This window comes from Mycetohabitans sp. B2 (assembly GCF_021733735.1).
GTDB lineage: Bacteria > Pseudomonadota > Gammaproteobacteria > Burkholderiales > Burkholderiaceae > Mycetohabitans > Mycetohabitans rhizoxinica.
This window is the reverse complement of the sequence record NZ_JAHKSP010000021.1, coordinates 19256-32580: the sequence shown is the minus strand read 5'-3', so window position 1 is coordinate 32580 and position 13325 is coordinate 19256. Positions and strand designations below refer to the sequence as shown.

Here is a 13325-nt window from a genome sequence, read left to right as displayed (position 1 = left end):
CGCGACTCCTTACAGCACTTCCGGCGCGAGCGAAACGATCTTCATGAAACGTTCGCTACGCAATTCACGCGTGACCGGCCCGAAAATGCGCGTACCGATCGGCTCAAGCTTGTTGTTCAGAAGCACGGCGGCATTGCCGTCGAACTTGATCAGCGAGCCGTCCTGGCGACGCACGCCTTTGGCGGTACGGACCACCACGGCGTTGTAGATTTCGCCCTTCTTGACGCGCCCACGCGGCGTGGCTTCCTTGACGCTCACCTTGATGATGTCGCCAATGCTCGCGTAACGACGCTTCGAGCCGCCGAGCACCTTGATGCACAACACTTCGCGTGCACCCGTGTTGTCGGCTACTTCAAGCCGAGTTTCGGTCTGGATCATGGTTTATCTTTCCCAACTTAATCCGGCACGCCACCATGGCGCGGCCGGTCAGTCTTGGTCCCGTCAGCCGCTCGGCTGCTTGGGTTAGAACAGCAGCGACGGCAGACGAAACCCGCCATCGCAATCGGTGAATCCTGCGGCGCGGATGACAGCCACCCACACGCGCACTGGCCAGCTCAGCCCCACCACTTACCCGCGACGGGGCACCCCTTATATGAGGGAAGTCCGAGATTATAACAAATAATCCCGGACTTGCAACGACTTATTGCGATACTGCGGTGGCTCACGCCACCTTCGCTCAGATGATGCGCGCCGCTTCAACCAGGCGAGACACGGTCCAGGCCTTCGTCTTCGAAATCGGACGATTTTCCTGGATCTCCACGAGGTCACCCTCGTTGTATGTGTTCGCCTCGTCGTGCGCGTGATACTTCTTCGAGCGCACAACGTACTTGCCGTAGATCGGGTGCTTGACGCGATGCTCGACGAGCACGGTCACGGTCTTGTCCATCTTATTGCTGACGACCTTGCCGACCAGCGTCCGCTTAAGCGAGGTTTTAACGCTATCGTTCATTTCTGGTTCGCCTTTTCAGTCAACACGGTACGCACACGCGCGATGTCGCGGCGGACCTTCTTCAGCTGGCTGGTGTTCTGCAGCTGTTGGGTCGCGAGCTGCATGCGCAGACCGAATTGGGCTTTCAGCAGGTCCGACAGCTCCTTGTTGAGCGCGGCCTGATCCTTGTCGCGAAGTTCGGAAGCTTTCATCGCTTGACTCCTTAGGCGCCGATCTGGCGGGCGACGAACATCGTCTTCAGCGGCAACTTCGCCGCTGCCAGACGGAACGCCTCACGCGCCAGCTCTTCGTTAACGCCATCCATTTCATACAGCATCTTGCCGGGCTGGATCTCAGCGACGTAGTACTCAGGGTTACCTTTACCGTTACCCATCCGTACTTCAGCCGGCTTTTGCGAAATCGGCTTGTCCGGGAAGATGCGAATCCAGATGCGGCCGCCACGCTTGATGTGACGGGTCATCGCTCGCCGCGCGGATTCGATCTGACGCGCGGTTAAACGGCCGCGCCCGACCGCTTTCAAGCCGAATTCACCGAACGACACCGCGTTACCACGCGTTGCGACGCCAGTGTTACGACCTTTTTGCTCTTTGCGGTACTTTCTGCGTTTCGGTTGCAGCATGGTTATTCTCCACTCTTCGCGTCGCCGCCAGCGCCGGCACCACTACGGCGCGGACCGCCCCGACGTGCGCCCGGTGCACCGCCTTCGCCATCACGGCGCGGGCGACGATCGCCCGGACGGGCATTGCGGCGTGCGCGCTTATCTTCCACCGGCTCTTCGGCGACCGGCATATCGTTGCGGCCAAGTGTATCGCCTTTGTAGACCCACACTTTGACGCCGATAATGCCGTACGTCGTCTTCGCTTCCGACGTCGCATAATCGATGTCGGCGCGCAGCGTGTGCAGTGGCACACGGCCTTCACGGTACCATTCAGTCCGTGCGATTTCGATGCCGTTCAGACGACCCGCGCTCATGATCTTGATGCCCTGCGCACCCAAACGCATCGCATTTTGCATTGCGCGCTTCATCGCGCGACGGAACATGATCCGGCGCTCGAGCTGCTGTGTAATCGAATCGGCGATCAGTTGCGCATCGGTTTCCGGCTTCCGGACTTCCTCGATGTTGACGTGAACCGGCACGCCCATGCGGCGCTGCAGTTCGGTCTTCAACAACTCGATATCCTCGCCCTTCTTGCCGATCACAACGCCCGGACGCGAGCTGAAAATCGTGAGCCGCGCGTTCTTTGCAGGACGCTCGATCACGACGCGGCTCACCGACGCGTTCTTCAGCTTTTTCTTCAGGTATTCGCGAACACCGATGTCTTCCTTCAGCATCCCCGCGAACTGGGTATTGTTCGCGTACCAACGCGATGCCCAGTTACGGCTGACAGCCAGGCGGAAGCCAGTCGGATGAATTTTCTGTCCCATCGTGTGACCCCTTAATTCCCGACCGTCACAGTGATGTGACAGGATTGCTTCTCGATACGGTTGCCACGACCCTTCGCGCGCGCGGTGAAACGCTTCAGCGAAGCTGCCTTGTCGACGTAGATCGTCTTGATCTTCAACTCGTCGATGTCTGCACCCTCGTTGTGTTCCGCATTGGCGATCGCCGACAGCACCACCTTCTTGACGATACCCGCCGCTTTCTTCGGCGAAAACGTCAGAATATTTAGGGCCTTGTCAACCGGCAAACCGCGAATCTGGTCGGCCACAAGGCGCGTCTTCTGCGCCGAAATGCGGGCACCGCGATGAATTGCCTTCACTTCCATCTTGATTGCCCCTTATCTCTTGGCCTTCTTGTCGGCCGCGTGCCCCTTAAAGGTACGGGTCAACGCGAATTCGCCGAGCTTGTGGCCGACCATGTTTTCCGACACATACACCGGAACATGCTGGCGGCCGTTGTGCACGGCGATCGTCAAGCCGATGAAATCCGGCAGGATCGTCGAACGACGCGACCAGGTCTTGATCGGTTTCTTATCACGCGAAGCTGCAGCCGCCTCAACCTTCTTCAGCAAATGGGCGTCGCAGAACGGACCTTTTTTAACAGAACGTGCCATTGCCTACTCCTTAACGCTTGTGACGGCGCTGGACGATCATCGTCGTCGTGCGCTTGTTGCGACGCGTGCGGAAGCCCTTCGCCGGCGTACCCCACGGGCTGACCGGATCGCGACCCGCCGCCGTACGACCCTCGCCGCCACCGTGCGGGTGGTCGATCGGGTTCATGGCCACACCGCGGACCGTCGGACGGATACCGCGCCAGCGATTCGCACCAGCCTTGCCGATCTGGCGCAGGCTGTGCTCCTCGTTGCCGACTTCACCGATCGTTGCACGGCATTCGATATGCACGCGCCGGATTTCACCCGAGCGCAGACGAACCTGCGCATACGTGCCTTCGCGAGCCAGCAGCATCGCCGACGCGCCGGCCGAGCGCGCGATTTGCGCCCCCTTGCCCGGCAGCATTTCGACACAGTGAATAGTCGTACCCACCGGAATATTGCGGATTGGCAGCGTATTGCCTGCACGAATCGGCGCTTCCGAGCCCGACAACAGTTGCGTGCCAACCATCACGCCCTTCGGCGCGATAATGTAGCGGCGCTCGCCATCGGCATAGCACAGCAGGGCAATGTTCGCGCTACGGTTCGGGTCGTACTCGAGACGCTCGACCTTCGCCGGGATACCGTCCTTGTTGCGACGGAAATCGACCACGCGATAGTGATGCTTGTGACCACCGCCCTTGTGGCGCGTCGTGATATGACCATTATTGTTGCGGCCAGCCGTGGAACTTTGCTTATCGAGCAGCGCCGCGTACGGCTTGCCCTTATGCAGGTCCTTGTTGACCACCTTCACCATCGCACGACGGCCAGGCGAAGTCGGTTTGAGCTTAACGAGTGCCATGATTACTTGGCCTCCGCTTCAAAATTGATTTCCTGGCCCGGCTTCAGGTTCACGTACGCCTTGCGCACGTCCTTGCGGCGGCCCATGAAACGGCCAAAGCGCTTGGCTTTGCCCTTCACATTCAGCACGTTGACCGAGTCCACTTCGACCTTGAACAGCAATTCGACTGCCGCCTTGACTTCCTGCTTCGTGGCGTCGGGCGCGATGTCGAATACGACTTGCTCGTTCTTGTCGGCCACCAGCGTCGCCTTCTCGGAGATCACCGGCGCGAGCAGAACCTGCATCAAACGATGATCGTTCTTGCGAATTTCGCTCATGACAGCAACTCCTCGATCTGGGCGACCGCAGCCTTCGTGACCAGCACTTTTTTGAAGTAGATCAGCGACAGTGGGTCGGCATAACGCGGCTCGACAACCGCCACATGCGGCAGGTTGCGCGACGCAAGGTACAGGTTCTCGTCGACGGTATCGGTAATCACGAGCACCGACTCGAGCCCCATGGCCTTGAACTTGGCCGCCAGCAGCTTGGTCTTCGGCGCGTCGAGCTTGATGTCCTCGACCACCGACAGACGGCCTTCGCGGGCAAGCTGCGACAGGATCGAGCAGACGCCGGCGCGGAACATCTTCTTGTTGACCTTCTGGCCGAAGTTTTCTTCCGGCGAATTCGGGAAGATACGGCCACCGCCGCGCCACAACGGGCTTGACGACATACCAGCACGGGCGCGGCCCGTGCCCTTCTGGCGCCACGGCTTCTTAGTCGTGTGCTTGACTTGCTCGCGATCCTTCTGCGCGCGATTACCGCTGCGCGCGTTCGCCTGGTACGCGACGACGATCTGGTGGATCAGCGCTTCATTGTAATCACGACCGAACACGATGTCCGATGCGTTCACACCCGCGCTTTCCTGACCTTGGTCGTTCAGGAGCTTCAATTCCATTGTCACGCCCCCTTCTTCGCGCGAGCCTTGACGGCCGGCGTCACAAAAACTTTGCCGCCCTTTGCGCCCGGCACCGCACCTTTAACGAGGATAAGCTTGCGCTGCGCGTCGATACGTGCGATCTCGAGATTCTGCGTGGTGGCCGTCACATCACCGAGGTGGCCGGTCATGCGCTTGCCCGGGAACACACGGCCCGGATCCTGCGCCATGCCGATCGAGCCCGGCACATTGTGCGAACGCGAGTTACCGTGCGACGCGCGGCCCGAACCGAAGTTGTAGCGCTTGATCGTACCGGCATAGCCCTTACCGATGGACACGCCCTGCACGTCGACCTTCTGACCCACTTCGAATAAATCGACACCGACCACCGAGCCTGGCGACAGCTCGGCCGCCTTGTCGGCTTCGATGCGAAATTCCTTTAGGATTTCACCGGCTTGAACACCGGCTTTGGCGAGATGACCGGCCAGCGGCTTGGTCACACGCGACGCGCGACGCTCGCCGAAAGCAACTTGCACGGCCGTATAACCGTCCGTTTCAACGGTCTTGATCTGCGTCACGCGGTTGTCCGACACGTCCAGCACGGTCACGGGAATTGAATCACCGTCAGCCGTGAAAATACGGGTCATCCCAACCTTGCGACCTACGAGTCCAAGGCTCATCGTTTTCTCCATTCCCGACTGCGATTGGTCGGGGCTGATTACGAAACACCGGCGAGCAGGCAAGAGGCTGACGCCCGCCTGCCACACGGCTTTTTAACGCAAATACGCGAAAAGCCTAGCATTGTAGCAAGGCTTTTCGTTTTTCGCAAGCAATCAATGACTTAGGCACGCCACGCCATCGCCATGCATGGGGCGCCGCAAAGCCGCGTTACTGCAGCTTGATTTCGACATCGACGCCCGCCGGCAAGTCGAGCTTCATGAGCGCATCCACGGTCTTATCAGTCGGGTCGACGATATCCAGCAGACGCAGGTGCGTGCGGATTTCCAGCTGATCGCGCGACGTCTTATTCACGTGCGGCGAACGCAGGATGTCAAAGCGCTGGATGCGCCGCGGCAGCGGGATCGGGCCGACGAGGATCGCGCCGGTGCGCTGTACCGTCTCGAAAATCTGCCGCGCTGATTGATCGACCAGCTTGTAGTCGAAAGCTTTCAGGCGGATACGGATTTTCTGCTTTTGCATGACATTTCCTGTAAAGAGCGAGGCGACATGACATCGCCATAACCAAAGAACGTGGAGCAGGCCCCGATCGGGAAACGGGCGGCCCGCTCCGGACACTACGACGTACTGCTACAGCAAACCGGCGATTTTACTCGATGATTTTGGCGACGACACCGGCGCCGACGGTACGGCCGCCTTCGCGGATCGCAAAGCGCAGCCCTTCTTCCATCGCGATCGGCGCGATCAACTTGACCGTGATCGACACGTTGTCACCCGGCATCACCATTTCCTTGTCCTTGGGCAACTCGATCGAGCCGGTCACGTCCGTCGTGCGGAAATAGAACTGCGGCCGGTAGTTGTTGAAGAACGGCGTGTGGCGCCCGCCCTCATCCTTGCTCAGCACGTACACTTCCGCCGTGAAGTGCGTGTGCGGCGTGATCGTGCCCGGCTTGGCCAGCACTTGGCCACGCTCCACATCCTCGCGCTTGGTACCACGCAGCAAGATACCCACGTTGTCACCGGCCTGGCCCTGGTCCAGCAGCTTGCGGAACATCTCCACGCCCGTGCACGTCGTCTTCGTCGTGTCACGGATACCGACGATCTCGATTTCCTCGCCAACCTTGATCACCCCGCGCTCCACGCGGCCCGTGACCACCGTGCCACGACCCGAGATCGAGAACACGTCTTCCACCGGCATCAGGAACGTGCCATCTACCGCACGCTCCGGCGTCGGAATGTACGTATCCAGCGCATCGGCCAGGCTCATGATCGCTGCTTCGCCCAACTCGCCCTTGTCCCCTTCCAGCGCCAGCTTCGCCGAGCCCTTGATGATCGGCGTATCGTCGCCCGGGAACTCGTACTTGGACAGCAGCTCGCGCACTTCCATTTCCACCAGCTCGAGCAGCTCCGCGTCGTCCACCATGTCGCACTTGTTCAGAAACACGATGATGTAGGGCACGCCCACCTGACGCGCCAGCAAAATATGCTCACGCGTTTGCGGCATCGGGCCGTCTGCGGCCGACACCACCAGGATCGCGCCGTCCATCTGCGCCGCGCCCGTGATCATGTTCTTCACGTAGTCCGCGTGACCCGGGCAGTCCACGTGCGCATAGTGACGCTGCTCTGTCTCGTACTCGATGTGCGCCGTGTTGATCGTGATACCACGCGCCTTCTCTTCCGGCGCCGCGTCGATCTCGTCGTACTTCTTCGCTTCGCCGCCAAACCTCGACGACAGCACCGTCGCGATCGCCGCCGTCAGCGTGGTCTTGCCATGGTCAACGTGACCGATCGTGCCCACGTTCACGTGCGGCTTGGTCCGTTCAAATTTACCTTTAGCCATGTTTCTCTTCTTTCAAAAGTGTTTCGTGAATGCGTTGCCAACCGATCACTTCGCTTTCGCGTTGATGATCGCATCAGCCACGTTGCGCGGAGCCTCGGCGTAGTGCTTGAACTCCATCGTGTACGTCGCACGGCCCTGCGTCAGCGAGCGCAGCGACGTCGAATAACCGAACATTTCCGACAGCGGCACCTCGGCACGAACGATCTTGCCGCCACCCACCATGTCATCCATGCCTTGCACGATGCCACGACGACCCGACAGATCGCCCATCACGTTGCCCATGTACTCTTCCGGCGTTTCGACTTCGACGGCCATCATCGGCTCGAGAATCACCGGATTGGCACGGCGCATCGCTTCCTTAAACGCCATCGAGCCGGCCATCCGGAACGCGTTTTCGTTCGAGTCCACGTCGTGGTACGAGCCGAACGTCAGATGCACCTTCACGTCAACGACCGGGAAGCCAGCCAGCACGCCGCTCTTCAGTGTTTCTTGAATACCCTTATCGACGGCCGGAATGTACTCGCGAGGAATCACGCCGCCCTTGATCTCGTCGAGGAACTCATAGCCCTTGCCCTGCTCGTTCGGCTCCAGCGTGATGACCGCGTGACCGTACTGGCCGCGACCACCGGACTGCTTGACAAACTTGCCCTCGACGTCCGCCGCCGTGCTACGAATCGTTTCACGATACGCAACCTGCGGCTTACCCACCGTCGCCTCGACATTAAATTCACGCCTCATCCGATCAACGAGAATCTCCAGATGCAGCTCGCCCATGCCGGAGATGATCGTCTGACCGGATTCCTCGTTGGTCTGCACGCGGAAAGACGGGTCTTCCTGCGCAAGGCGGTTCAGCGCAATCCCCATCTTCTCCTGGTCGGCCTTTGTCTTCGGCTCGACGGCCTGCGAGATTACCGGCTCCGGGAACACCATGCGCTCAAGCACGATCGGATTGGCCGGATCACACAGCGTATCGCCGGTGGTCGCTTCCTTCAGGCCAACCGCCGCGGCGATGTCACCAGCGCGCACTTCCTTGATTTCCTCGCGCTGGTTCGCATGCATCTGCAGAATACGACCGACGCGCTCCTTCTTGCCCTTCGTCGAGTTCAACACCGTGTCGCCGGAGTTCACAACGCCCGAGTACACGCGGAAGAAGATCAACTGACCGACGAACGGGTCCGTCATGATCTTGAACGCGAGCGCCGAGAATTTCTCGTCATCGGATGCGTTGCGCTCGGCACCCTCGCCGCTCTCGGTCTCGCCCTTAACCGGCGGAATGTCGACCGGCGACGGCAGGAAGTCGATCACCGCGTCCAGCATGCGTTGCACGCCCTTGTTCTTAAACGCGGTCCCGCACAGCATCGGCTGGATTTCACAGGCGATCGTGCGATCGCGCAGCGCCTTGATGATCTCGGCCTCGGTCAGCGCTTCGCCACCGAGATACTTTTCCATCAGCGCCTCGCTCGCCTCGGCCGCCGACTCGATCATCTTTTCGCGCCACTCGTTACACGTGTCCACGAGTTCAGCCGGGATGTCAGCATATTCGAACTTCGTTCCTTGCGACGCGTCGTCCCAAATGATCGCCTTCATCTTCAACAGGTCGACGACCCCCCTGAACGACTCCTCCGCGCCGATCGGCACGACGACCGGCACCGGATTGGCTTTCAGGCGCGTCTTCAACTGGTCATACACCTTGAAGAAGTTCGCGCCGGTACGGTCCATCTTATTGACGAACGCGAGCCGCGGCACCTTGTACTTATTGGCCTGACGCCACACGGTTTCCGACTGCGGCTGCACGCCACCGACCGCGCAGTACACCATGCACGCGCCGTCGAGCACGCGCATCGAGCGCTCGACCTCAATCGTGAAGTCCACGTGCCCCGGCGTGTCGATGATGTTGATGCGGTGTTCTGGGTAGTTGTTGCCCATCCCTTTCCAGAACGCCGTCGTCGCAGCGGACGTGATCGTGATACCACGTTCCTGCTCCTGCTCCATCCAGTCCATCGTCGCGGCACCATCGTGCACTTCGCCGATTTTGTGATTCACACCGGTGTAAAACAGGATGCGCTCGGTCGTCGTCGTTTTGCCGGCGTCGATGTGAGCGCTGATACCGATATTACGGTAACGCTCGATAGGAGTCTTACGAGCCACTTTAATCTCTCAAGAGGATTGCGCAGCGGGAGAACCCCGGTGCGCCTTAACACAAACGGGCGAGGCGCTTCGGAAGCGCACCCGCCCGGAATTTCCTTCTCCGTTTGCCAGGCTTTCCAGCCTAAACGGGCTTTAGAAACGGAAATGCGAGAAAGCCCTGTTCGCTTCCGCCATCCGGTGCACTTCGTCGCGCTTCTTCATCGCGCCACCCCGACCTTCCGCGGCCTCGAGCAGTTCACCGGCCAGGCGCAGCGCCATCGACTTCTCGCTACGCTTCTTCGCGGCCTCGCGCAACCAGCGCATCGCCAATGCCATACGGCGCGACGGGCGCACTTCGACCGGAACCTGGTAGTTCGCACCTCCAACGCGGCGGCTCTTCACTTCAACCACCGGCTTCACGTTGCTCAGCGCGACAGTGAACACTTCCAGGGGGTCCTTGCCGGCCTTGCCCTGAATTTGCTCGAAAGCCCCGTACACGATGCGTTCGGCCACTGACTTCTTGCCCGACAACATCAGTACGTTCATGAATTTTGCAACATCAACATTACCGAACTTCGGGTCCGGCAATATTTCCCGCTTGGGGACTTCGCGACGACGCGGCATTTCTGTTCCTTTGACTGTTCAGTTGGAGCGGTTGCTTTCCCCACCCCGCGGCCACCAACTAACCCGATCCATCTCACGACTAACCAGCTTGGCCGGGTGACCACTTACTCGATAGCACCGACCGATCCGGCACCACCGCCTTTGCATCGACGGGCGATACAGCTTACTTACCCGCCTTGGCGCGCTTCGCACCGTACTTCGAGCGGGCCTGCTTACGGTCCTTAACGCCTTGCGTGTCGAGCGAGCCGCGCACCATGTGGTAACGCACACCCGGCAAGTCCTTAACCCGGCCGCCGCGAATCAGCACGACCGAGTGCTCTTGCAGGTTGTGGCCTTCACCACCGATGTACGAGATGACCTCGAAGCCATTCGTCAAACGAACCTTCGCGACCTTACGAAGCGCCGAGTTCGGCTTTTTTGGCGTCGTCGTGTACACACGGGTGCACACGCCGCGACGCTGCGGACAGTCCTGCAAGGCCGGACTCTTGCTCTTCACATGCTCCGAAGTGCGGCCTTTGCGAACCAATTGATTGATGGTTGGCATTGTTGATTCCTGGAAATAGACAAAATCGGACGGCGCAGGCCCGGGCAAGCGGACCTGAATGGTTGCACACACGCCACCCGATGAACCGACACCGGCATATCGGCGGCGATAGTGCCACGCCCGCCATGCTGACAGCCGGCCCGCCCACAATGACAAAGAGGGCGACCAGCGATGCGAGCGCAATTGCGCCGAATACCGGAACCTGGCATAGTAATCCAAAATTTGCAAGTACGTCAACAGGTTGCGCGCATTGGATCACGTCGGCGGAGCGACTACCGCCGTCAGTCGTCGCTGATGACGTCGAGCAGTTCATCCCCGAAACGCTCGAATTTGCGCGCGCCCAGGCCCGGTACGCCGCGCAGCTCATCGAGCGAAACCGGCGCGCTACGGGCCAGTTCGGCCAACGTCGCATCGTGAAAAATCACGTAGGCCGGCACGCCGTCGGCCTTAGCTGTCTCGCTGCGCCAGGCGCGCAACCGGTCCCAGCGCGCGCGCTGGCGCGGCGACATGCCGGCGGTCGGATCGGTGCGCTCGCCACGGCGTGCACCATCCGCCTCGCGCACCCGTTTGGGTTTGGCATACCGGCGCAGCGTGATGTTGCGCTCCCCCTTCAACACCGGCTTGCTCGCCTGCGTGAGCACCAGTACGCCGTGGCCTCCATGATCGACTGCAAGCAGGCCCAGCGCAATCAACTGACGGAAAATCGCCCGCCATTGCGCCTCTGACAATGCCGCGCCGATACCAAAGGTGCTTAACGCGTCGTGCTTCCGTTGCTTGACGCGCTCGGTTGCATTGCCGCGCAATATGTCGATCAGGTGGCCCGCGCCAAATCCAAAGCCGCTGGCCCGCTGCACGCGGTATACGCACGAGAGCGCCATCTGTGCCTCGCGAGTGCCATCCCAGGTTGCTGGCGGCTCCAGGCACGTATCACAGTTGCCACATGGCTGGCCCGTTTCACCAAAATAGCCGAGCAGATGCACGCGCCGGCATCCAGCCGTCTCGCACAATCCAAGCAACGCATCGAGCTTCGCCGTTTGCACTCGCTTGTGCAGTTCGTCAGCCTCGGACTCGTCGATCATCTTGCGCTGTTGCACGACGTCGCCCAGCCCATAGGCCATCCACGCGTTGGACGCAAGGCCATCGCGGCCGGCCCGGCCGGTTTCCTGATAGTAGCCTTCGATGCTCTTGGGCAGGTCCAGATGCGCGACGAAGCGCACGTCCGGCTTGTCAATCCCCATTCCGAACGCGATCGTCGCGCACATCACCACACCCTCCTCGTGCTGGAAGACCTGCTGGTGCCGCTGGCGAAGCTGCGCGTCCATGCCGGCGTGATACGGTAACGCGCGCAGCCCCTGCTGCACCAGCCAGTCGGCGGTCTCCTCGACCTTGCGCCGCGATAGGCAATAGACGATGCCCGAATCGGTGGTACCGTCCACGTTGGTGTGTTCGGCCCGGATAAAGTCGAGTAATTGCGTACGCGCGTTATCCTTCTCGACGATCCGGTAACGAATGTTTGGCCGATCGAAGCTCGAAATGAACACCCGAGCGTTGTTCAACGCGAGCCGCTCGATGATTTCCTCGCGCGTGAGCGCGTCCGCCGTCGCGGTCAACGCAATGCGGGGCACCTGCGGGAAACGCTCGTGCAGCGCGGATAGCTGCATGTATTCGGGCCGGAAATCATGGCCCCACTGCGACACGCAGTGGGCTTCGTCGATCGCGAACAACCCTATCCGGCTGCGCGCGAGCAACTCCAGGAACCGCGCCGTCAGCAGTCGCTCCGGTGCCACGTACAACAATTGCAACTCACCACGTGCGAACGCGCGCTCGGTCGCCGCCGCCTCGGCCGCGGTGAGCGCCGAGTTCACGTAGGCCGCCCGCACCCCCGCCTCGGTCAACGCTGCGACCTGGTCCTGCATCAACGCGATCAGCGGCGACACCACGATGCCGGCGCCCAGGCCAGCTTCGTGGCGCACCAGCGCGGGAATCTGATAGCACAACGACTTGCCGCCCCCGGTGGGCATCAGCACGAGGCTGTCGTGCCCCGCCGCGACATGTTCGACGATATCGGCCTGCGGTCCGCGAAACGCCGGATAGCCGAAGACCTCTTTAAGCAACGCAAGACAGCGGGACATGCAACTCCACGGATAGGAACGGCACGCAGCGTGCGCGTTCAGACCCGTACATTTTAACAACCGCGCGTGGGCAGCGATACCTGGCCGATGGCCGATGAAGGATACCGCTCTGTGAGCATCACTTAGACGACTCGGCGCGCCGGGCCCGCATCGGCCCCGGCATAATCAGCCCCAGCTCCTGCTGCAGTGCCTGCAAATATCGTCCGCGCAGGAAGCGGCATTCCTGCTTGAGCATGCCATAGAGGATGAAATCCGTGCCGTCTCCGGCGCCCTCGCGCATGATGCCTTCACGCCGAAAACCCAGGTGCTCGTCGAGCCGCTGCGCACGCAGGTTATCCGTGCGCACCAGCCCCGTCACCCGCCGGCAGTTGAGCACCACGAACGGATACAGAAAAACCGCCGACAGAAATGCCGGCGTCAGCAGATGACGCGACTCCAGCATCGCGCAGTGCATCAGCACATTCGGGCCGTTGTACCCCTGGTACACCACGCCGGCCACGATATGGCCGTCTTTTTCGAGCCCAATCGTCGTGCAGTCGTTATAGCTCGCCTCGCCCGTTGCCGCAGCGACAAAGCGCATGACCTCATCGCCACGGTGATACACGATTCGTCGCATAATCGGGTTC

Annotated in this window: 18 protein-coding genes; all 18 read right to left on the bottom strand. The window is 60.7% G+C overall.

Features of this window, described 5'->3' with window-relative positions; genetic code table 11:
- Positions 1 to 9 precede the first annotated feature (9 nt).
- Entirely contained in the window at positions 10 to 378 is a 369-nt protein-coding gene (rplN, locus tag KPG66_RS04620; protein WP_013434792.1) for a 50S ribosomal protein L14, read from the bottom strand.
- A gap of 298 nt (positions 379 to 676) precedes the next feature.
- Complete coding sequence (rpsQ, locus tag KPG66_RS04615; RefSeq protein WP_013434790.1) at positions 677 to 949, bottom strand: 30S ribosomal protein S17; 273 nt, start codon at positions 947 to 949, stop codon at positions 677 to 679.
- On the bottom strand, positions 946 to 1140 hold the full coding sequence (gene rpmC / locus KPG66_RS04610; RefSeq protein WP_013434789.1) for a 50S ribosomal protein L29: 195 nt from the start codon (positions 1138 to 1140) through the stop codon (positions 946 to 948). The genes rpsQ and rpmC overlap by 4 nt, the downstream gene beginning before the upstream one ends.
- Before the next feature lie 11 nt (positions 1141 to 1151).
- Positions 1152 to 1568: a 50S ribosomal protein L16 gene (rplP, locus tag KPG66_RS04605; protein ID WP_013434788.1), complete on the bottom strand. Its 417-nt coding sequence runs from the start codon at positions 1566 to 1568 to the stop codon at positions 1152 to 1154.
- Positions 1569 to 1570: 2 nt separating this feature from the next.
- On the bottom strand, positions 1571 to 2374 hold the full coding sequence (gene rpsC / locus KPG66_RS04600; protein ID WP_013434787.1) for a 30S ribosomal protein S3: 804 nt from the start codon (positions 2372 to 2374) through the stop codon (positions 1571 to 1573).
- 11 nt (positions 2375 to 2385) lie between these two features.
- The gene (rplV, locus tag KPG66_RS04595) at positions 2386 to 2715 is read right to left on the bottom strand and encodes a 50S ribosomal protein L22 (RefSeq protein ID WP_013434786.1); all 330 of its coding nucleotides are present in this window, start codon (positions 2713 to 2715) and stop codon (positions 2386 to 2388) included.
- Between the two features lie 12 nt (positions 2716 to 2727).
- The gene (rpsS, locus tag KPG66_RS04590; protein ID WP_013434785.1) at positions 2728 to 3003 is read right to left on the bottom strand and encodes a 30S ribosomal protein S19; all 276 of its coding nucleotides are present in this window, start codon (positions 3001 to 3003) and stop codon (positions 2728 to 2730) included.
- 10 nt (positions 3004 to 3013) lie between these two features.
- The gene (rplB, locus tag KPG66_RS04585) at positions 3014 to 3841 is read right to left on the bottom strand and encodes a 50S ribosomal protein L2 (protein ID WP_013434784.1); all 828 of its coding nucleotides are present in this window, start codon (positions 3839 to 3841) and stop codon (positions 3014 to 3016) included.
- 2 nt (positions 3842 to 3843) lie between these two features.
- Positions 3844 to 4158 carry a 50S ribosomal protein L23 gene (rplW, locus tag KPG66_RS04580; RefSeq protein WP_013434783.1) on the bottom strand — a complete coding sequence of 105 codons (315 nt, stop codon included), beginning with the start codon at positions 4156 to 4158 and terminating at the stop codon, positions 3844 to 3846.
- Complete coding sequence (gene rplD, locus KPG66_RS04575; protein ID WP_041753257.1) at positions 4155 to 4775, bottom strand: 50S ribosomal protein L4; 621 nt, start codon at positions 4773 to 4775, stop codon at positions 4155 to 4157. The genes rplW and rplD overlap by 4 nt, the downstream gene beginning before the upstream one ends.
- 2 nt (positions 4776 to 4777) lie before the next feature.
- A complete protein-coding gene (gene rplC, locus KPG66_RS04570) occupies positions 4778 to 5434 on the bottom strand; it encodes a 50S ribosomal protein L3 (protein ID WP_041754147.1) in 657 nt (218 codons plus the stop codon).
- A gap of 208 nt (positions 5435 to 5642) precedes the next feature.
- Positions 5643 to 5954: a 30S ribosomal protein S10 gene (gene rpsJ, locus KPG66_RS04565; protein WP_013434780.1), complete on the bottom strand. Its 312-nt coding sequence runs from the start codon at positions 5952 to 5954 to the stop codon at positions 5643 to 5645.
- A 127-nt stretch (positions 5955 to 6081) separates the two neighbouring features.
- Entirely contained in the window at positions 6082 to 7272 is a 1191-nt protein-coding gene (gene tuf / locus KPG66_RS04560; protein WP_237070138.1) for an elongation factor Tu, read from the bottom strand.
- 45 nt (positions 7273 to 7317) lie between these two features.
- Positions 7318 to 9420 carry an elongation factor G gene (gene fusA / locus KPG66_RS04555; RefSeq protein WP_013434779.1) on the bottom strand — a complete coding sequence of 701 codons (2103 nt, stop codon included), beginning with the start codon at positions 9418 to 9420 and terminating at the stop codon, positions 7318 to 7320.
- A gap of 132 nt (positions 9421 to 9552) precedes the next feature.
- Positions 9553 to 10023 carry a 30S ribosomal protein S7 gene (rpsG, locus tag KPG66_RS04550; RefSeq protein WP_013434778.1) on the bottom strand — a complete coding sequence of 157 codons (471 nt, stop codon included), beginning with the start codon at positions 10021 to 10023 and terminating at the stop codon, positions 9553 to 9555.
- A 163-nt stretch (positions 10024 to 10186) separates the two neighbouring features.
- Positions 10187 to 10567, bottom strand: a complete 381-nt coding sequence (gene rpsL, locus KPG66_RS04545; protein WP_041754145.1) for a 30S ribosomal protein S12 — start codon at positions 10565 to 10567, stop codon at positions 10187 to 10189.
- Positions 10568 to 10848: 281 nt separating this feature from the next.
- Positions 10849 to 12699: a DNA helicase RecQ gene (gene recQ / locus KPG66_RS04540; RefSeq protein ID WP_041753255.1), complete on the bottom strand. Its 1851-nt coding sequence runs from the start codon at positions 12697 to 12699 to the stop codon at positions 10849 to 10851.
- Positions 12700 to 12817: 118 nt separating this feature from the next.
- Positions 12818 to 13315 carry a GNAT family N-acetyltransferase gene (locus KPG66_RS04535; protein WP_013434775.1) on the bottom strand — a complete coding sequence of 166 codons (498 nt, stop codon included), beginning with the start codon at positions 13313 to 13315 and terminating at the stop codon, positions 12818 to 12820.
- Positions 13316 to 13325: the final 10 nt, after the last annotated feature.